Genomic DNA, 19,444 nt, shown 5'->3' on the forward strand with positions numbered 1-19,444 from the left:
GGAGCGACTGAGGGGGCGAGTGCCGAATAGGCCGAGCTGGCCCCCTCCAGCCCTCTGGGCCACCTCCCCCGCATTGCGGGGGAGGTGGCCCAGAGGTGGATCGTAATCTGACCTACGCGCCTCGGCCTCTCTCCAGGCGCCTGGGCTCAGCGCACGCGCTGAGCCGGACGCTCTCGCCGGAACACGACAATACCATCGAGCGCCTGGCTCCAGTCGGTCTCCTGGAATTTGTGGCTGAAGGCGGCCCCGCTGATGCGGCCAAATTTCGCCAGCCTGCTTGACCCGACATAGACGGCGTCCTGATCGGCGTCCGCGCCCGCGATCACCTGGGCCTCAAGAGATCCGGCTGGCGCCGCGGGCAGCGGTTTCTCGTCGCGCCCGCCGACCCGGACGGAGCCTTCGAGCGCCGAGAAGCCCAGTGAGTAAGCGGCTTTCCCGTACAGGGCATGGACGCGTGAGCCCAGATTGCCGGACGCTGAGAAATAGGACGTGGCGCTGGCGTCCTTGGCCAGATGGATCGTGGCGCCCCAGACGATGATCTTCGCTGATCGCGGCAGTCGCGCGCTCAGCCAGCGGAAATTCTCGAACATCGAGCGCTCGCGCCCGTTGACCATCGCGGCGTCACCAAGCAGATCGCGTTCGATCCATCGGTTAAGGCTGTCCAGCATCTGCTTCTGCTCGACGTGGCCAAGACTTGGCTCGGCCTGCCTCAGGCAAAGCTGCAACATCTCCTTGTCGTGCGCCGAATAGGGCTTTTCGGACGGGTAGTCCTGGTAGATGCGGTGGCGGAGCGCTTCACGGCACGCGCCGCGCCTATCCGGCGCCAGCCCTGCGGTCAGGTCTTCGCCGAGCTGCTTGTTCGAGAAATCCTGGCCAAAACCTCCCAGCTGATCGTCCAGCCCGCCAAGATGCAGCGCGCCGGCGTTGAAGCCATTGGTCAGCACCGGCAGCAGCGGCTGGAACTCGGCGTCGAACCGCCAAATCCCGCCCACGGCCGCTGCGATCTGGGTCTCGCCCACGCGCTCGCCGGATTTGCGAACACGCTCGAGGTTCAAGAACTCATAGTGGCTGGCCTCGAAGAAAACGGCATTGAACCCGCATTGGCGGATCAGCCTGTCGATCAGCGCCACCTTGAACTGTTCGGTCTCGCCGTCGCCATGGTTCGGCGCTTCCCCGAGCAGCGCGACCTTCTTTCCACAAAGGTCCCGAACCGCCCCGGCCAACGCCTTCTCGTCCCCGGCGGGAGCGGCTGGAGACGACTGCGCCTTCGCGTCAGGTGAAGCCAGCACCAGCGTCAGCGCGAGGAATGCAATGACCAACGCCCTCACGGCCCCTCCGCAGCGTTCGGCGCGACGCGGCCGACCCAGATTCTGAACTGCTACCTTATGGGTTCCTCGAATTGTCGCGCAACTTGGCATTTAGGCGGCAGTATGGGGATTGGCGCGGCTGCATCCTCGGAATTCGCGAGATCGAACCTAGCGAAATCAACCGCTTCTCACTTTTACGCCCTCGCCAATCATCCGCGTCCAGAACCGCCGCACAATCATAGCCATCCCCGTCGCGGGGGAGGGCGTTTGGATCCGGCCCAAAACGGCGGCGGGGCTAGGTTGAGCGGGGCCGCTGGCGGCTCCCGGAGGCTCGAAGGTCGTCGCATCCTCCATGAGGATCGGCTGGCGATCAGGCAGCGCCGGGATCAAGCCGTGAGCGGAGCGACAGGGCGGTGATCGTACAAGCCGCCTATCGTGGATCGTCGGGCTGGAGACGGATGTAGCCGATCCAGTTGATCCGCGCCCGTCCGGGGGTAAACGGGGACCCGAGCAGACAACGCTCACGCCTCCCGACCTCACGGGCAAGAACAGCCTGGCGGAGCGGTCTGCGAGCCGAAACACAACAAACCCTCACGGTCTCCGGGTTCGCCCGGCCGCTCCGTCGCCTCCCCACACCTTCAGCGGTCAGCCGCGTGAAGCAGCGGAGCCGTGACCATTTCTCTCTCCTCCCCCATCGGGGGAGGGGGACCGGCGAACGCCGGTGGAGGGGCCCTGAGCAGCGGAGTTATATCCTGTGGCCAGCCAACGCCGCGCCAGTCCTGAACCCACCAAGAGAAAGCTGAACCGTTCGGTCGGCCCCTCCACCGCCTTCGGCGGTCCCCCTCCCCCAGAGGGGAAGGAGAGGGGCGCAGCAGAGTGGCGCGTGCTTGGTCTAGATCGCCGACCGTCTCGCCAGCTCCGTCCGCCGCGCGGCGACCTCGTTGCGCGCCCGTTCCAGGGCGTCGATCTCGGTGGCGGTCAGCAGGTTGTCGATGACCCGGCCCAGGTGCTCGCGCATGGCGTTGCGGGCGTTGGTCGGGTCGCGTTCCTTGAGGGCCAGCAGGATTTCCTGGTGGTCGTCGATCAGCGGGCGCACGCCGACCTGGCGGGCGCGCTCCAGCATCGCCCGGCACAGGGGCGACTTGTAGCGCAGGTCCCAGAGGTTCTCGACGACGGTGACCAGGGCGCTGTTGCGGCTGGCCTGGGCGATGGTGACGTGGAAGCGGCGGTCGGCGCGCTCGCCGCCGCGCGGGTCGCTGTCGTTCTCCACGACCATGTCGTCCATGATCGCGGCCAGCTCGGCCAGCTCTTCCTCGGTGATGGTGGCGGCGGCCAGGGCGGCGACTTCGCCCTCGATCAGGCGGCGGGCCTCGGTCAGCTCGAAGGCGCCGATGTCCAGCTCGGGGGCGGTGACTTCCGCGCGCGGGGCCTCGGTGACATAGACGCCCGAGCCGTGGCGGGCCTCGACCAGGCCGCGGATTTCGAGGGCGATCATCGCCTCGCGGACGGTGGGGCGGCTGACCTTGTAGTCTTCGGCCAGGTCGCGCTCGGACGGCAGGCGCTGGCCAGGCCGGTGCACGCCGTCCCGAATCGAGTCGGCGATCGAGTTGGCGACCTGTTGGTACAGTTTGCGGGTTTCGGCCGTCGAAGTGGTCATGTGTCCGTAATCCGTCCGACGCAGTGTCGGGGTAGATAGACAGCCTATTGCAAGGGCTTGCGCCGCGCTACAGCGCTATGTCCGACATAAGTGGCAAGGCCACTAGCTTCTTGCCAGATAACTCGCTAGAAGTGGTCAGGCCACTTTACGGCCCCGCTTGCTCTCACTAGGTCCATGCTGAAGATCATCGACGCCAAGGTCATCGTCACCTGCCCCGGCCGCAACTTCGTGACGCTGAAGATCACGACCGAGAACGGGACCTACGGGATCGGCGACGCCACCCTGAACGGCCGCGAGCTGGCGGTGGTCAGCTTCCTGCAGGACCACATGGTCCCCAGCCTGATCGGCCGCGACGCCCACCAGATCGAGGACATCTGGCAGTTCTTCTATCGCGGTTCGTACTGGCGCGGCGGCCCGGTGGCCATGACCGCCCTGGCCGCCGTCGACATGGCGCTGTGGGATATCAAGGGCAAGGTCGCGGGCCTGCCGGTCTACCAGCTGCTGGGCGGCGCCTGCCGCACGGGCGTCACCGTCTACGGCCACGCCAATGGCGAGAGCATCGACGACACCATCGCCGAGGCCGTGAAGTACAAGGCCATGGGCTACAAGGCGATCCGCCTGCAGACCGGCGTGCCGGGGCTGTCGAGCACCTACGGCGTCTCGGGCGACAAGATGTTCTACGAGCCGGCGGACGCGGATCTGCCCACCGAAAACATCTGGTCGACCGCCAAGTATCTGAAGCACGTGCCGAAACTGTTCGAGAAGGCGCGCGAAGTGCTGGGTTGGGACGTGCACCTGCTGCACGACGTCCACCACCGCCTGACCCCGATCGAGGCCGCGCGTCTGGGCAAGGACCTTGAGCCCTATCGCCTGTTCTGGCTGGAGGACTCGGTCCCGGCCGAGAACCAGGCCGGCTTCCGCCTGATCCGCCAGCACACCACGACGCCGCTGGCTGTCGGCGAGATCTTCGCCCACGTCTGGGACGCCAAGCAGCTGATCGAAGAGCAGCTGATCGACTATCTGCGCGCCACGGTCCTGCACGCCGGCGGGATCACCAACCTCAAGAAGATCGCCGCCTTCGCCGACCTGCACCACGTCAAGACCGGCTGTCACGGCGCCACCGACCTGTCGCCGATCACCATGGCTGCGGCCCTGCATCTGGACATGGCGATCCCGAACTTCGGCCTGCAGGAATATATGCGCCACACGCCGGAGACGGACGCCGTCTTCCCGCACGCCTACACCTTCAACGACGGGCTGCTGCACCCGGGCGACAAGCCGGGCCTGGGCGTCGACATCGACGAAGTCCTGGCGGCCAAGCATCCGTACAAGCGCGCTTATCTGCCGGTGAACCGTCTCGAAGACGGGACGATGTTCAACTGGTAAGGCCAAAGTGGCTTGACATCTTAGTGCGGTCGGCAAGATTGGTCATGCCAAGCTCGCCGCCGCCTTCAAGGTCGCGCGGCGCCCAGTAGCCAGAAGCCCGCCAGGCGGGCGTCACGAGCGACTCATGCGTACCGCCTTGCTTCTCACGACCGCGGCCCTGTTGGCCGCCACGGCCGTTCCGGCCTTCGCCGCGACGCCCGCGAAGGCTTTGGCCGAGCAAGGGCCGCGCGGTCCGCTCTACACGACCGTCGCGCCGATGAACCGCACGGTCGAGACGCGCATGCTGCCGCAGATGGCCGTGCTGCTCGACAAGCTGATGGCGCAGAAGCGCGACATGACCCTGGACGGGGTCAAGGTCTTCGAGGCCGACGACAAGTTCCTGCCGGGCAAGATCGCCATCGGCCTGGCCTATCTGATCGTCGACACGCCGCGCACGGATCCGAAGTTCAAGGAATATCTGGCCGCCTATCGCCAGATCGCCGACCTGACCGTCGACGACCCCAACGACACCTGGGGCATCTACTACTACTGCCAGGCCCTGCTGATGCTGAAGGACGCCGGGGTGCTGGACCAGGCGGTCTCGCCGGAAGCCCTGGCCAAGCTGAAGGCCAAGCTGGACTGGCGCCGGTTCGTGCGCACCGACGACCTGACCCTGATCAACCTGCCCAACAACTATTACGGCGTCGCCTTCAGCGTGGCCCGGCTGCGCTATCGGCTGGGCTGGGAAGACGCCTCGGCCAGCGAGGGCCTGCTGGGCAAGACGCTGGACCACTATCGCAAGTACTCCGGCGAGTACGGCTTCGCCGACGAGACCGACGGGGAAGGGCGCTTCGACCGCTATTCCGTCCTCCTGATCGGCGAGATCAGCCACCGCCTGATCGAGGCCGGTATGCCCGCGACGCCCGAGGTCCGCGCCTGGCTGCGCCGCTCGGTCGACCTGATGCTGCCGCGCCTCAACCCGCGCGGCGAGGGCTTCGAATATGGCCGCAGCATCGGGACCTATGGCGAGACGGCCTTCCTGGAGGTGCTGACCGCCGCGGCCAAGCTGGACGTGCTGACGCCGACCGAGAAGAAGATGGCCTACGCGTTCTCATCGCGTGTCGCGGCCCGCTACATGGACTTCTGGTTCGATCCCAAGATGGGCTCGGTGAACATGTGGGAGCATGGCCGCCGCACGGACGCCTATCGTGGTAAGCACCGGATCCTGGGCGAGAACCTCAGCCTCAGCCGGCAGTACATCTATACCAGCGCGATCTGGAACGAGCTGGGCTTCAAGGACAAGACACCGGATGCCGGCTACGCGGCGTGGCTGGACAAGCTGCCCAAGCGGACGGTGACCTGGTTCGCGCGGGGCAAGAACGATCGGCTGGTGGTGACGGTGCGTGACCGAGGTCGCGTCATTGGTCTGCCGATCATCAACGGCGGCGAGGGCCAGCACCAGAACACGCCCTACTATCCGATCCCGTCCTCGCCGGGCCTGCTGCAGGGCGTGGCCGACACGCCGTTCCCGCAGCTGCTGCCGCGCATCACCCTGGCCGATGGGGCGCAGCTGGCCCCGCTGGCCTATGCCGCCCACGTGAAGATCGCCGAGCAGGGCGTGCGGACGACCATCACCTACGGCCAGGACCAGCTGGACCGCCTGGGCCAGAAGGCGCCGGTCGCCGACGACCGCTTCAGCGTCAAGACGACCTATGTGCTGGAACCGGGCCGCATCCGCCGCACGGACGTCTTCACGCCTAAGCCCGGCGTCGCGGTGAAGGCCGTGGACCTGGCCTTCGCCAGCTTCTCGGGCAAGGCGACGACCAAGGGCGGGACGACGACGTTCGGAACGGGCGACGTGACCGGCTTCAAGGTCGAGGGGCTGTCCTGCTCGACCAAGCCGCTGAACGACGACAAGGCCTACCGCGCCCCGACCGGGGCGATGACCAGCCTGACCAGCTGCACGGGTGGCGCCGGGGCGAGCGGCTCGATCACGGTGAGCTGGACGTTGAGCTACAAATAGACCCGACCTCCCCGGCATTCGCCGGGGAGGTCGGGTGTTTGTGCGTTAGTTCGCCGGCCCGACCCGGAACGCGCACAGCTTGTTGCCGTCCAGGTCCCGGAAATAGGCCGCGTAGAACGCCTGCGGGCCTTCGTCGCCGCGCACGCCGGGGCCGCCTTCGCACTTCGAGCCCAGCTCAATGGCCTTGCCGTACAGCGCATCGACCTTGGACCGCTCGTCGAGCACGATGGCGATCATCGTGCCGTTGCCGAAGGTCGCGGCCTCGCCGTCATAGGGCTTGCCGACGCCGAACATCGGCTTGGTCCAGTCCGCGCCCCAGGCGCAGCCGCCGTTGGGGAATTCCATCAGCCGCTTGACCCCGACCGCGCCGAACAGGCCGTCGTAAAAGGCCTTGGCCTTGTCCAGGTCGTTGCTGCCCACCAGGGTGTAGCCGATCATCGCGTTCTCCCTTCGCGTTGAATGGGCGGCAGGTTGGCGGAGCGGGGATTGGCGCGCCAGCGGAAAACGGCGGTTGCATCGCGCGTTCGTCGCAAAGATATCGAGTCAATATTCTGGCATTGAGAATGCCATGTTGATTTCGAATTAATCATGTATTCCGCTATTTAGCGGATGAAATGATCATTCTGTGTCGAGTTTACGACATATAGTTATTTCAAGTGGCGGAGGTTTTTACTCGATTTCCCCAAAATGAGTGCTAGAGTTTGGCATCATCGGGACGGGCTACTCGAGCGCCGGTGACTGAGAGATGAAGCCTTGGCTTCCGCTCCCGCTCACTTGGCTGGAGCACCATCATGCCCACCTATCTCTTCTACCCCAGACGCGCGGACGGCGTTTCCCTGACCTTCATCGCAGAGTCCGCCGAGGACGATGTCGAAGCCCTGGAAGTGGCCGGCGAGGTCGCCGCGGCCCATGACTGCATCGGCGTGTTCGTCTGGGAGCCCTCGATCGTTCCCGACGGCAAGGACCGCTTCGTCGGCGAGATCGACCGGGCGGGTCTCGGCGCTGCGCACGGGCCCAAGACCGAAAGCGGAGCCGAGGCCACGGTCTAGGCGTTATGGGGCGACCGCAGAGAGGTCGCCCGTGGACAAGCTGTTCGCCAAGTTCGCCAATGTCACCGCCAGGATCACCGGCAGCCCGCCGGCCTTCCTGATCTGCGTCGCCCTGGTGCTGACCTGGGCTGTCAGCGGTCCGCTGTTCGGCTTCTCCGAAACCTGGCAGCTGGTGATCAACACCGGCACCACCATCGTCACCTTCCTGATGGTGTTCCTCATCCAGAACACCCAGAACCGCGACGGCATCGCCCTGCAGACCAAGCTGGACGAGCTGATCCGCGCGACCACCGACGCCGAGAACGAGTTCATCGGCATCGAGAAGATGACCGACAAGGAGCTCGAAGCCATGCACGCCCACTGCAAGGCGCGGGCGGATCGCAGCGTGCGGGCGCTGAAGCAGGCCGCCGCCGAGAAGGATGCGCGCGCCGCCAAGCGGGCCGTGGCCAGCAAGTCGGCCAATGGCGCCAGGAAGACGCCGTCGGCGCGGTCGCAGGCCTTGCGTCGCGCCAAGGCCCTAAGCGCCGGCCATCCCCACACCTAGGCATATCGGTGTCTGACCTTGCTGGGGTGGACGTCAGACCTCATCGGCGATAGCGGTAACATCCTGTAGGTCCAGCGCGCCGCGACGAGCGCACGGACCGACGGGGAGAACGCCGCCGTGCCCACGTCATCCTGGCCCAAGCTCAAGGCCCTTCGCTGGTGGATCATCGGCCTGGTCATGATGGGCGCGATCGTCAACTACCTGACCCGCGCCACCATGGGCGTGGCGGCGCCGACGATCCTCAAGGACCTCGGCATCTCGGTGAAGGAATATTCCTGGATCACCAGCGTCTTCCAGCTGGGGATCATGCTGCAGCCCATCTGCGGCTACGTGCTGGACACCCTGGGCCTTCGCACCGGCTTCGCGCTGTTCGCCGCCGCCTGGTCGCTGATCGCCATGGCCCACGGCCTGGCCAACAGCTGGCAGGGTTTCGCGGTGCTGCGCGGCTTCCTGGGGCTGGCAGAGGGCTCGGCTCAGCCGGCCGGCATGAAGACCGTGGCGACCTGGTTCCCGGCCAAGGAGCGCGGCTTCGCGGGCGGGGTGTTCAACATCGGCTCGTCGATCGGCTCGATGCTGGCCCCGCCGCTGGTGGTGTGGGCCGTGCTGACCTGGAACTGGCGGGCGGCCTTCGTGCTGACGGGGGCGCTGGGCCTGGTCTGGGTGGTCGGCTGGCTGGCCTTCTACCGCTCGCCCGAGCAGCACCCATCCATGACCGACGAGGAGCGCGGGGCCATCGCCGCCGGCCAGGAAGCGCACCTCTCGGCCGCCGGAGCCAAACCCTCCATCGTCTCGATCCTGAAGCAGGGCCAGTTCTGGGGCATCGCCCTGCCGCGCTTCCTGGCCGATCCGACCTGGGGAACGCTGTCGTTCTGGGTGCCGCTGTACCTCTCTCAGACGCGCGGCTTCGACCTCAAGCAGATCGCCCTGTTCGCCTGGATGCCGTTCGTCGCCGCCGACCTGGGGTGCCTGGCCGGACCGGTGATCGCCCACTTCCTGCAGAAGCGCGGCGTGTCGCTGATCAACGCCCGCCGCATCGCCTTCACCCTGGGGGCGCTGCTGATGACCGGCATGATGTTCGTCGGCAAGGTCGAGAGCGCCTACGCCGCCATCGCCTTGCTGTGCCTGGGGGGCTTCGCCCACCAGACGCTTTCGGTCACCGTCATCACCATGGCCTCGGACCTGTTCCGCCGTGACGAGGTCGCCACCGTGGCGGGGCTGGCCGGCATGATGGGCAACCTCGGCTTGCTGCTGTTCTCGCTGCTGATTGGCGGGCTGGTGACCAAGATCGGCTATGACCCCTTCTTCGTCGCCCTGGGCGTGCTGGACATCGCCGGGGCGGTGCTGCTCTGGACCTTGGTCAAGGACCGCGCCACACCCGAGGCCAAGGCATGAGCGTGATCCGCAACCCGATCCTGCGCGGCTTCAATCCCGATCCGTCGATCGTGCGGGTGGGGGAGGACTACTACGTCGCCACCTCGACCTTCGAGTGGTTCCCGGGCGTGCAGATCCACCATTCGCGGGACCTGAAGCACTGGCGGCTGCTGACCCGGCCGCTGGTCCGCGCCAGCCAGCTGGACATGCGAGGCGATCCCGACAGCTGCGGGGTCTGGGCCCCGTGTCTGACCCATGCCGATGGCCGGTTCTGGCTGATCTTCACCGACGTGAAGCGCTACGGGCGGACCACGGTCGGAGGCGCGTCGGGAGCGTCGTTGCGCGACTTCCACAACTACCTGGTCACGACCGAGACTTTCGATGGCGCGTGGTCCGACCCGATCTACCTGAACAGCTCGGGCTTCGATCCATCGCTGTTCCACGACGACGATGGTCGCAAGTGGCTGGTCAACCAGCTGTGGGACCACCGGCCGGGCAAGAACCGCTTCGCCGGCATCGTGCTGCAGGAATATTCCGTCGCCGAAGGGCGGCTGGTCGGCGAGCGCAAGGTGATCTTCGAGGGCACGCCCATCGGCCTGACCGAGGCGCCGCACCTCTACAAGCGCGACGGCTGGTACTATCTGGTCACCGCCGAGGGCGGCACGGGCTGGGGCCACGCGGTGACCCTGGCGCGGTCGCGGACCCTGGAAGGGCCGTACGAACTGCACCCCGACACCTACGTCCTGACGGCCCGCGACCGGCCGCATGCGCCGTTGCAGCGGGCCGGGCACGCGGACCTAGTCGAGACCGCCGACGGCGAGACCTATGCGGTCTATCTCTGCGGCCGCCCGATCGCCAATCGTGGCCGCTGCACGCTGGGCCGCGAGACGGCGATCCAGAGGCTGGTCTGGGGCGAGGATGGCTGGCTGCGCACCCTCGACGGCTCCGGCGATCCGACGCTAGAGACGCCCGCGCCGAACCTGCCCGAGCAACCCTGGCCCGCCGCGCCGGTGCGCGCGGCGTTCGACGGGCCGGACCTGCCGATCGACTTCCAGTGGCTGCGGACGCCTTATCCCGACGAGATCTTCAGCCTGACCGCCAAGCCGGGCTCGCTGCGCCTCTATGGCCGCGAGAGCCTGGGCAGCCTGTTCCGCCAGGCCCTGGTCGCCCGCCGCCAGCAGGCCCACTGCTATTCGGCCGCCACGGTGCTGGACTTCGAGCCCGCCCACTTCCAGCAGGCCGCGGGCCTCGTCTGCTACTACAACGGGGCCAAGTTCCACTATCTGCACGTCAGCCACGACGACGGCGTCGGCAAGCACCTGCGGGTCATGACCTGTACACCCGACAGCCCCCAGGCCGACAGCTTCACCGCCCCGATCCCGCTGGCCGCCGGTCCGGTCGAGCTGCGGGTCGAGGTTGATTTCGAGCGGCTGCGGTTCGGCTATCGGCAAGGCGAGGGGGCGTGGACTTGGCTCCCTGAGGTGTTCGACGCCTCGATCCTCTCGGACGAGGCTACGACGCCCGGCGCTCCGAACTTCACCGGCGCTTTCGTCGGCATGGCTTGCCAGGACACCGCCGGGACCGCTGCCCCCGCCGACTTCGACTGGTTCGAGTACGAGGAGCGGGAATACCGAACTTAGATTATCTGGATTGAGTGATCGGCGTTCAGTCGTAAGGTTCGTCCCAGCAAGCCGCCTCAGACGGCCACAGGGAGAACGCCATGAACGCTCCGGTCTCCATTTCCGAACAAGACGCCGTCGACTACGCCGGCCTGACGGTCACGCCCGCCGGCACGGTGTTGGGGGCGGAGATCTCCGGCCTCGACCTGGGCGAAGAGCTCAAGCCCGAGATCGTCGCGGCGATCCGCGCGGCCCTGCTGCGCTACAAGGTGGTGTTCTTCCGCGACCAGGACATCAGCCACGAGGCCCATGTCCGCTTCGGCCGCTATTTCGGCGACCTGGAGGGGCATCCGGTCACCGCCCACGTGCCGGGCTTCCCGGAGATTCTGCACATCGAGGCGGCCGACGGCATGAAGCTGCGCGAGGACATCGTCCCGATCGTCCGCGCCGCCAACAAGTGGCACACCGACGTCACGTTCCGCGAGGCGCCGTCCATGGGCGGGGTGCTGCGCATGCGGCACATGCCGCCGCTGGGCGGGGACACCCTGTTCGCCGACACGGCCGCCATCTATCGCGACCTGCCCCAGAAGCTGAAGGACCAACTGGCCACGCTGACGGCCGAGCACGACATCATCCAGAGCTACGGCTACCGCGTCGACGAGGCCAAGCGCCAGGAACTGCGGGCCGCCTATCCGCCGATGGTCCACCCGGTGATCCGCACCCATCCGGAGACCGGCGAGAAGCACCTGTTCGTCAACAAGGTCTTCACGACGCGGATCCTTGGCCTGCCCGAGGACGAGGCCAAGACGCTGCTCGCCGACCTGCTGGACCGGGTGAAAGCGCCCGAATACCAGGTCCGCTTCCGCTGGACGCCGAACGCCATCGTCTTCTGGGACAACCGCGCCACCCAGCACTACGCGATCCTGGACTACTGGCCCCAGGAGCGGATCGTCGAGCGGGTGACGATCAAGGGCGACAAGCCGTTCTAGGCGCTGTGCGTCCTTCGAGGCCCGTTTCACGGGCGCCTCAGGATGAGGAACTCAGGGCAATGACTCCCTCATCCTGAGGTGCGCGCTCCTGAGCGCGCCTCGAAGGACGCAGGGGTTCACCCGATCAGCGCCTGGTTCAGGCAGTCGATCAGCCGGTCGCCCGTGAACGGCTTGGGCAGGAAACAGGTGACGCCGGCCTTCTCCGCGCGGGCCTTCTGGGTCTCGTCGACGAAGGCGGTGATCAGGATCACGGGCGTGGTCTCGCCGGCCGCGACCAGGGCTTCCTTCATCTCGACGCCAGTCATGCCGGGCATCTGGACGTCGCTGATCACGCAGTCGGCCTGCCCGCGCGCGTCCGAGGCCATGAACGCCACCGCGCTGTCGAACGCCCGCACGCGATGGCCCAGGGAGCGCAGGAGGCCTTCCAGCGAAACCCGGACGGAATCGTCATCGTCGACGACGCAGATGAGGGGGGAAGCGGACAAAAGCGGGTTCCTCGGACGCGACGAAGGTCGCGAGGATCACAAGTGCCCGATATCCAACTCGCCGGAAATTATACGGAAGTTTGTGTGGCTTGCGTCACGAGCGTTCAAGACCGCTCGGTCGTTCAGGACAGCTCGTCAGGCCGCAGCTTCAGCGCCTCGACCATGCGGACGAGGTCCGCCAGGCTCCTGGCCTCCATCTTCCGCATCAGGTTGCCGCGGTGGATCTTCACGGTGATTTCCGAGAGCCCCAGCTGATGGGCGGCCTGCTTGTTCATCAGGCCGCTGGCGACCAGCACCATGACCTGCCGCTCGCGCGGGCTCAGCGTCTCGTAGAGGGCCTTCAGGCCGTCCAGTCCACCTTGCTCTTCCCGGGTGGCCTGATCGCGTTCCAGGGCGGCGGAGACGGCGTCCAGCATGTCCTGGTCGCGGAAGGGCTTGGTCAGGAAGTCGACCGCGCCCGCCTTCATGCCGCGCACGCTCATCGGGATGTCGCCATGGCCGGTCATCAGCACGATCGGCATGCGGATATCGGCAGCGGCCAGCTTGTCCTGGAAGTCGAGCCCCGAGAGGCCCGGCAGGCGCACGTCCAGCACCAGGCAGCCCGCGTCGCCGGCGTGGCCGGACGTCAGGAACTCCTGCGCATTGCCGAACGAGCGCGTCTCCAGTCCCACCGAACGGAACAGGCTGGAGAGGGCGTCACGCAGCGACGCGTCGTCATCGACGATATGGACGGTTTGGGCGACCATCGTTCGATAGCTGGACCAGAGGGGCGAGCTCGTCAATAAATGCTCGCGGAGATAAGGCCCATATGATCGGCAGTTCCTCGGCAATGTTCGCGATGGCGGCGTCGGAAGACCTGGATCGACGTCGTCAGGATCTGGCCGAGATGCTGGACGCGGCGCATGACGCGATCTTCGTCAGCGACCTGGACGGACGGATCACCTTCTGGAACCGGGGCTCGGCGACCCTGTACGGCCACGCGCGCGAGACGGCCGTGGGGCGGGATCCCGGCGACCTGCTGGCCACCCGCTATCCGGCCGAGCTCGCCGACATCCGCCAGCAACTGCTCGACACCGGCCACTGGGAAGGCGAGCTGACCCGGACCACGGCGGCCGGCGACAGCGTGGTCGTCGACACCCGCTGGACCCTGCGCCGCAATGCCGACGGCGCGCCGATCGAGGTGCTGGAGAGCGGGCGCGACATCACCGCCGCGCGCCGGGCCGCCCTGGAGCTGAAATACAGCGAGTACCGCTACAGCAACGTCTTCCGCGCCATGGCGGTGTCGTTCTGGGAGCTGGACTTCAACGGCCTGGGCGACGTGCTGGCGGACCTGCAGAAGCAGGGCATGACCGACGTCCGCGCCTATGTCGCCGAGCATCCCGAGGTCGTCCGGCGGATGATCGAGGTCTCGCGGGTGGTCGACGTCAACGACAAGACCGTCCAACTGTTCGGCGCGCCGCGAGAGGCGCTGTTGGGTTCGGTGTCGCGGTTCTGGCCGCGCTCCAGTGAAGGGGTGTTCGCCGAGAGCGTCTTCTCCGCCCTGGAGCGGCGGCACAGCTACGAGGCCGAGGCGCGGTTCTGCAAGGCGGACGGGACCGAGTTCGACGCCCTCTTCACCACTTGCTACCCGCGCGACGGGGTCAAGCGGGGCACGGTGCTGGTCGGCATCGTCGACATCAGCGACCGGCTGGCCGCCCAGGACGCCCAGCGCAAGGCCGAGGCGGACCTCGCCCACGCCGCCCGTGTCGCGACCCTGGGCGAGCTGACCGCCTCCATCGCCCACGAGGTCAACCAGCCCCTGGCCGCCATCGTCACCAACGGCGAGGCCGGCCTGCGCTGGATCAACCGCGCCGAGCCCGATCTGGAGGAGGCCCGCGCCGCGATGGGGCGGATGATCGTCGAGGGCCAGCGCGCCTCTGACATCATCGCTCGTATCCGGGCCATGGCGGCCAACAAGGATCCGCAGCGCGCGCCCGTCGCCCTGAACGGCGCGATCGAGGACGCGACGCTGCTCCTGAAGCGCGAGCTAACCGCCCACGACGTCCGCCTGATCCTGGCCCTGTCGCCGGAGGCGGGCGAGGTCAGCGGCGACCGGGTGCAGCTGCAGCAGGTGATCATCAACCTGGCCATGAACGCCATCCAGGCCATGGCCGCGCACGACGACGTGGCGCGGGACTTGACGATCGCTACACGGCGCGACGGCGAGGCGGTGGTGGTCGAGGTGTCCGACACTGGGCCTGGGGTGCCATCGGAGAACGCCAAGAGCCTGTTCAACGCCTTCTATTCGACCAAGGCGACCGGGATGGGGATGGGCCTGTCGATCTGCAAGTCGATCGTCGAGGCGCACGGCGGCGAGATCGCTGTGTCGGCCGCGCCGGGCGGCGGCGCGCTGTTCAGGGTCGCGTTGCCGGAAGCTGCATAAAGAAACCGGCTGGTAGCCTCTGGGGGGCCGCCAGCCGGTCTATACAGAAAGGTGTCGGACGCGGTGGGGTGCGCCGAGTTCTGGATCAATCGACGAGTCCAGTCGCCAAGGCAATGCTTAACGAAGCTTAACCAGTGCGACAAACACGCACAGGGTTCGATGAACGTGATTTCAGGCCGTCGCGTAGTTGGCGCGACGCCAGGCCAGGGGCGAGGCTCCGGCCAACTTGCGGAATGTGCGCGAGAAATGGGCCTGGTCGGCGAAGCCGCACAGATAGGCGATCTGGCTCAGGGGCTCGCGGCCGCGCAGCATCATGGACTTGGCGGTCTCGACCCGGCGGCGCATGACGTGGCCGTGCGGCGTGTCGCCGAAGGTCTGCTTGAAGGCGCGGCTGAAGTGGCCGGCGCTCAGGGTGACCAGGTCGGCGAGGCGGGCGACGGGGATGGTCTCGGCCAGGTTGGCGTCGATGTGAGCCGTGACCCGCTTGGCTTGCCAGGGCGCCAGGCCGCCGACATGGGTGTCGCGAGCGGCCTTGGCCTCGGTCGCCTCGGCCACCAGGGCGCTGGCCCTGGCCAGCAGGGCTCGGGCGGTGGCGAGGTCCGTGCCGATCGACAGCTCGGCGCGGGTCAGGATGTCCTTCAGATCCGGGGCGAACGAGCGGGCTTCGGCGTCCAGGATCTGGCCGGCGACGAGGCCGTCGAAGCGGTCGGTGGCGGCGGCGAAGTCGCGGGCGGCGGGCTGGTAGGACATGGCGTCGATCTCCGATGCGCCCCATGGGGAGAGGGGCTCCGTGTTTCGACGATCAGTGTTCTCCATCCCCGATCCGGGGACCATTCAACCAAGGCGTGGCCGACTCCTGCGTTGGTCTGTCGCACCTATACGTCGGTATAGGTACCGCTACCGCCGCTGACCTTGAGCACGCGGAAGGCGACGAAGACCATGCCGCCGGTGATGCTGAGGCAGGCGGCCAGGAACAGCATCGGGGCCAGGTTGTTGCCGGTGGCGTCGCGGATGATCGGCACCACGTTCTGGGCGACGAAGCCGCCGAGATTGCCGACCGCGTTGATCGCCGCGATCCCCGCCGCCGCCCGTGCGCCGGACAGGAAGGTCGGCGGCAGGCTCCAGAAGCCCGGTTGGCCGGCGAAGATGGCGGGGGCGGCGACGCACAGCAGGGCGAACTTGGCCCAGGTTCCCGGCACGATGACGCTCAGCACCAGGGCTACGGCCGCGACCAGCGGCGGGCCGGCCACGTGCCAGACCGTGAAGCCGTTCTTGGCGGCGTGGCGCGGCACGAACCACAGGGCGGCGGCGACCAGCACCCAGGGGATGATGTTGATCAGGCCGTTGAAGGTGTTGCTGACCCCGAACGCCTTGACGATGGTCGGCAGCCAGTAGCTCAGGCCGTAGGCCCCCAGCGGCATACCCACGTATAGGCCGGCCAGCAGCAGGACGCGCGGATCCAGGATCGCCTTCCAGGCCCCGGCGTGACCCGGATCGGCGGTTCCGTGCTCGGCTTCAAGCGTGTCCGCCAGCCAGGCCTTTTGCTCGGGCTCGAGCCACGGCGCGTGCTCGGGGCCGTTGGGCAGTTTCCACAGGACATAGGGCGCCAGCAGCACGGCGGGCGCGCCGGTGACCAGGAACACCCAGCGCCAGCCTTCGACGTTCATCAGGCCGTCCAGGTCCAGCAGGGCGCCGCCAATCATCGCGCCCACGGCGTTGGCCAGGGCCGAGGCGATCATGAAGAGGCCGACCATCCGGCCCCGATGGCCTTGCGGGAACCACAGGGTCAGGACGTACAGCACGCCGGGGAAGAACCCGGCCTCGGTCACGCCCAGCAGGAAGCGCAGGACGTAGAACATCGCCGCGTTCTGGGTGAAGCCCAGCGCCAGGGTGACCAGGCCCCAGGTGAACATGATCCGCGCGAACCAGACCCGCGCGCCGACCTTGGCCAGGATCAGGTTCGAGGGCGCCTCGAACAGGAAGTAGCCGATGAAGAACAGGCTGGCGCCCAGGCCGTAAGCGGCCTCGCTGAGGCCCAGGGCCTGGACCATCTGCAGCTTGGCGTAGGAGACGTTCTGCCGATCGATATAGGCGATCAGGTACATCAGGCAGAACAGCGGCATCAGCCGCGCGGTGACCCGACGGACGGTCGAGACTTCCAGGCTCATGCGGTGGTCACCGGGGTCAGGATGGCTGCGGCGGGCGTGTCGCTCCAGCCGGCGAGGTCGATCATGAAGGCCGCGCGGGCGCGGATGTCGTCCGAAGAGGCGCCGACCATCAGTTCGATCCTTCCCGTCTCGATCCGCCAGCGGCCGCCCTCCCAGAAGGCGCACTGGCGCGCCGAGAGCTTGAAGGTGACTCGGCGGGTCTCGCCAGGCTTCAGCGTCAGGCGGTGGAAGCCGCGCAGTTCCTTGACCGGCCGGGCGACGGCGGCCACCGGGTCGCGCATGTAGAGCTGGACGACCTCGTCGGCGGTGACCTTGCCGGTGTTGGTGACCGAGACAGTGGCCGAGATGGCGTCGTCCGGACCGATGGCGGCCTTGTCGAGGGTGAAGCCGGAATAGGCGAAGGTCGCATAGCTCAGGCCATGGCCGAATGGATAGACCGGCCCGATGTCCAGGTCGTGATAGCGGGCGGTGTCCTTGGCCAGGTCCGGATCGGCGGGGCGGCCGGTGGGGTAGTGGGCGTAGGTCTCGGGCAGGCTCCCCGCGCTGCGCGGCAGCCCCATCGGCAGGCGGCCGGCGGGCGAGACCTCGCCCAGCAGGATATCGGCCAGGGCCGGACCGCTCTCGACGCCCAGCAGCCAGGTCATCAGCGCGGCCGGGGCCTTGGTCAACAGGTCGGGGATGGCGAGGGGGCGGCCGCCCATCACCACCAGCACCACGGGCTTGCCGGTCGCCAGCACGGCCTCGGCCAGGGCCTTCTGGCCGCCGGGCAGGGAGAGGTCCGAGCGGCTGCGGGACTCGGCGCTGTGGTCGAAGTCCTCGCCGACGACCAGCAGGGTGACGTCCGTCGCCTTGGCGGCCTCGACGGCCGCGGCGACGCCGGACAGGTCATCGCTGCGCGGGGCCGCGCCGGGGACGAAGGTCGCGCCCGGCAGGCGGGCCTGGAGCGCGGTGAACAGGGTGACCGCGTCGGTCTCCTCGCCGCGCGCCTTCCACGAGCCGATGGCGCTGCGGGCGTCGTTGGCCAGGGCCCCGACCACGGCGACCTTGGCGGTTTTGGCCAGGGGCAGCAGGGCGCCGTCGTTCTTCAGCAGCACGACGGCCTTGCGGGCCGCGTCGCGGGCGATGGCGCGGTGCGGGGCGGAGACCATCACGGTCTTCTCCCGCTCGACATCGCCGAAGCGGAAGGGATCGTCGAACAGGCCCAGGCGCGCCTTGGTCAGCAGAATGTGGGTCACGGCCTGGTCGATCAGCGGCAGGAGGGTCCTGTCCTCGGCCACGGCGGTCTTCAGGTGGGCGGCATAGACGCCGCCGGCCATGTCCATGTCGACGCCGGCCTTCAGGGCGAGGGCGGCGGCCCGTGCGGGCGTCTCGGCGATGCCGTGGGCGATCAGTTCGGCGATGGCGTTCCAGTCGCTGACCACGATGCCGTCGAAGCCCCACTTGTCGCGCAGTTGGCCGCGCACCAGGGCGGCGTTGGCGGTGGTCGGCACGCCGCCGATGTCGTTGAAGGCGGTCATGAAGCTGCCCGCGCCGGCGGCCTTGCCAGCCAGGAACGGCGGCAGGACGACCTCGTTCAGCGTGCGCTCGGAGATGTCGGCGCTGTCGTAGTCGCGGCCGCCGGCGACCGCGCCATAGGCCCCGAAGTGCTTGACGCAGGCCAGCACCGTATCGCGGCCGGCGAGATCCTTGGTCTGGAAGCCCTCGGTCTGGGCCACGCTCATCACCGAGCCGAGATGGGGGTCTTCGCCTGCGCCCTCGACCACCCGGCCCCAGCGCGGATCGCGGGCGACATCGACCATCGGGGCGAAGGTCCAGTGCAGGCCCGCGACGCTGGTCTCGACCGCCGCCATGCGAGCGCAGGCGCGATAGGCGTCGGGATCGAAGGTCGCGGCCATGGCCAGCGGCACGGGATAGAGGGTGCGGTAGCCGTGGACCACGTCGATGGCGAACAGCAGCGGGATCTTGAGCCGCGACTCCTCGACGGCCACCTTCTGCAGGTCGCGCAGGAACTGGGCCCCGGCCACGTGCAGGTAGGAGCCGACGCCGCCCTTGCGGACAAGGTCCAGCGCCGCCGCGTCGATCTTGGAATTCAGCGCCTTCTGCCGGCCGCCGGGCGGCTGGTGCATCTGGCCGATCTTCTCGTCCAGGGTCATGCGGGCGAGCAGGTCGCGGACCCGCTGGACATGGGCTTTGGTCGGCGGCGCCGAAAGGCCGGGACGTGGGGCCAGCAAGGTCGTCGCCAGGGCGAAGCCGCCCGCCATCACGTTTCGCCGCGTCGTCATGCCGTCCCCGAGCGCGTTTCATTGAGTGAACGCTGGCGTAACTGATAGCGCTGTCATAATGTGAGCGCTACCGAGAATCCAAATCCCGCCTTCCTAGGCCTTGTGCCTAGGATCCATGCTTCCGCTTCCTCTGAGGTTCCATGGAGCGCGCCAACGGATGCCG

At 67.7% G+C, this 19,444-nt stretch carries 16 protein-coding genes; 8 read left to right on the top strand and 8 right to left on the bottom strand.

All coding sequences use genetic code 11. The features are described from left to right. Positions 1-146 precede the first annotated feature (146 nt). Both AC07NN_RS11575 and AC07NN_RS11580 read right to left on the bottom strand, forming a co-directional pair. Positions 147-1,328 (bottom strand): erythromycin esterase family protein, encoded by a 1,182-nt coding sequence (locus tag AC07NN_RS11575; protein ID WP_494640808.1) that lies wholly within the window; start codon positions 1,326-1,328, stop codon positions 147-149. Positions 1,329-2,199: 871 nt separating this feature from the next. Beyond that, a complete protein-coding gene (locus tag AC07NN_RS11580) occupies positions 2,200-2,964 on the bottom strand; it encodes a FadR/GntR family transcriptional regulator (RefSeq protein ID WP_494640810.1) in 765 nt (254 codons plus the stop codon). Positions 2,965-3,138: 174 nt separating this feature from the next. On the opposite strand from AC07NN_RS11580, the gene manD reads away from it, so the two are divergent. Together manD and AC07NN_RS11590 are read left to right on the top strand one after the other, a co-directional pair. Beyond that, the gene (manD, locus tag AC07NN_RS11585; protein WP_494640812.1) at positions 3,139-4,350 is read left to right on the top strand and encodes a D-mannonate dehydratase ManD; all 1,212 of its coding nucleotides are present in this window, start codon (positions 3,139-3,141) and stop codon (positions 4,348-4,350) included. A gap of 124 nt (positions 4,351-4,474) precedes the next feature. Continuing rightward, positions 4,475-6,352, top strand: a complete 1,878-nt coding sequence (locus tag AC07NN_RS11590; protein WP_494640814.1) for a hypothetical protein — start codon at positions 4,475-4,477, stop codon at positions 6,350-6,352. Between the two features lie 45 nt (positions 6,353-6,397). Here the strand turns inward: AC07NN_RS11590 and AC07NN_RS11595 are convergent, their stop codons facing one another. Continuing rightward, the gene (locus tag AC07NN_RS11595) at positions 6,398-6,790 is read right to left on the bottom strand and encodes a VOC family protein (RefSeq protein WP_494640816.1); all 393 of its coding nucleotides are present in this window, start codon (positions 6,788-6,790) and stop codon (positions 6,398-6,400) included. Between the two features lie 353 nt (positions 6,791-7,143). Between AC07NN_RS11595 and AC07NN_RS11600 the strand changes: the two genes are divergently transcribed. The 5 genes from AC07NN_RS11600 (at position 7,144) to AC07NN_RS11620 (ending at position 11,924) form a co-directional block, all read left to right on the top strand. After that, positions 7,144-7,401, top strand: coding sequence for a hypothetical protein (locus tag AC07NN_RS11600; RefSeq protein ID WP_494640818.1), 258 nt, complete (start codon positions 7,144-7,146; stop codon positions 7,399-7,401). Positions 7,402-7,432: 31 nt separating this feature from the next. Next, the gene (locus AC07NN_RS11605; RefSeq protein WP_494640820.1) at positions 7,433-7,945 is read left to right on the top strand and encodes a low affinity iron permease family protein; all 513 of its coding nucleotides are present in this window, start codon (positions 7,433-7,435) and stop codon (positions 7,943-7,945) included. A 177-nt stretch (positions 7,946-8,122) separates the two neighbouring features. Continuing rightward, complete coding sequence (locus tag AC07NN_RS11610) at positions 8,123-9,337, top strand: MFS transporter (protein WP_494641890.1); 1,215 nt, start codon at positions 8,123-8,125, stop codon at positions 9,335-9,337. Then, positions 9,334-10,956 carry a glycoside hydrolase family 43 protein gene (locus AC07NN_RS11615; protein WP_494640822.1) on the top strand — a complete coding sequence of 541 codons (1,623 nt, stop codon included), beginning with the start codon at positions 9,334-9,336 and terminating at the stop codon, positions 10,954-10,956. The genes AC07NN_RS11610 and AC07NN_RS11615 overlap by 4 nt, the downstream gene beginning before the upstream one ends. Positions 10,957-11,036: 80 nt before the next feature. After that, positions 11,037-11,924: a TauD/TfdA dioxygenase family protein gene (locus tag AC07NN_RS11620; RefSeq protein ID WP_494640824.1), complete on the top strand. Its 888-nt coding sequence runs from the start codon at positions 11,037-11,039 to the stop codon at positions 11,922-11,924. A gap of 116 nt (positions 11,925-12,040) precedes the next feature. Here AC07NN_RS11620 and AC07NN_RS11625 read toward each other — a convergent pair whose 3' ends face one another. Both AC07NN_RS11625 and AC07NN_RS11630 read right to left on the bottom strand, forming a co-directional pair. Further along, the gene (locus AC07NN_RS11625) at positions 12,041-12,409 is read right to left on the bottom strand and encodes a response regulator (RefSeq protein WP_494640826.1); all 369 of its coding nucleotides are present in this window, start codon (positions 12,407-12,409) and stop codon (positions 12,041-12,043) included. A 122-nt stretch (positions 12,410-12,531) separates the two neighbouring features. After that, positions 12,532-13,155, bottom strand: coding sequence for a response regulator transcription factor (locus tag AC07NN_RS11630; RefSeq protein ID WP_494640828.1), 624 nt, complete (start codon positions 13,153-13,155; stop codon positions 12,532-12,534). A 62-nt stretch (positions 13,156-13,217) separates the two neighbouring features. Here AC07NN_RS11630 and AC07NN_RS11635 point away from each other — a divergent pair, with 62 nt between their 5' ends. Next, a complete protein-coding gene (locus AC07NN_RS11635) occupies positions 13,218-14,831 on the top strand; it encodes a sensor histidine kinase (protein WP_494640830.1) in 1,614 nt (537 codons plus the stop codon). A gap of 171 nt (positions 14,832-15,002) precedes the next feature. On the opposite strand, the gene AC07NN_RS11640 is transcribed toward AC07NN_RS11635, so the two are convergent. From AC07NN_RS11640 to AC07NN_RS11650, 3 genes are all read right to left on the bottom strand, one after another. Continuing rightward, positions 15,003-15,581, bottom strand: a complete 579-nt coding sequence (locus tag AC07NN_RS11640; protein ID WP_494640832.1) for a helix-turn-helix domain-containing protein — start codon at positions 15,579-15,581, stop codon at positions 15,003-15,005. Between the two features lie 125 nt (positions 15,582-15,706). Beyond that, the gene (locus AC07NN_RS11645) at positions 15,707-16,999 is read right to left on the bottom strand and encodes an MFS transporter (RefSeq protein ID WP_494640834.1); all 1,293 of its coding nucleotides are present in this window, start codon (positions 16,997-16,999) and stop codon (positions 15,707-15,709) included. After that, positions 16,996-19,281 (bottom strand): glycoside hydrolase family 3 N-terminal domain-containing protein, encoded by a 2,286-nt coding sequence (locus AC07NN_RS11650; RefSeq protein ID WP_494640836.1) that lies wholly within the window; start codon positions 19,279-19,281, stop codon positions 16,996-16,998. The genes AC07NN_RS11645 and AC07NN_RS11650 overlap by 4 nt, the downstream gene beginning before the upstream one ends. Positions 19,282-19,444: the final 163 nt, after the last annotated feature.

It is taken from the genome of Caulobacter sp. GW821-FHT09H08 (assembly GCF_059415885.1).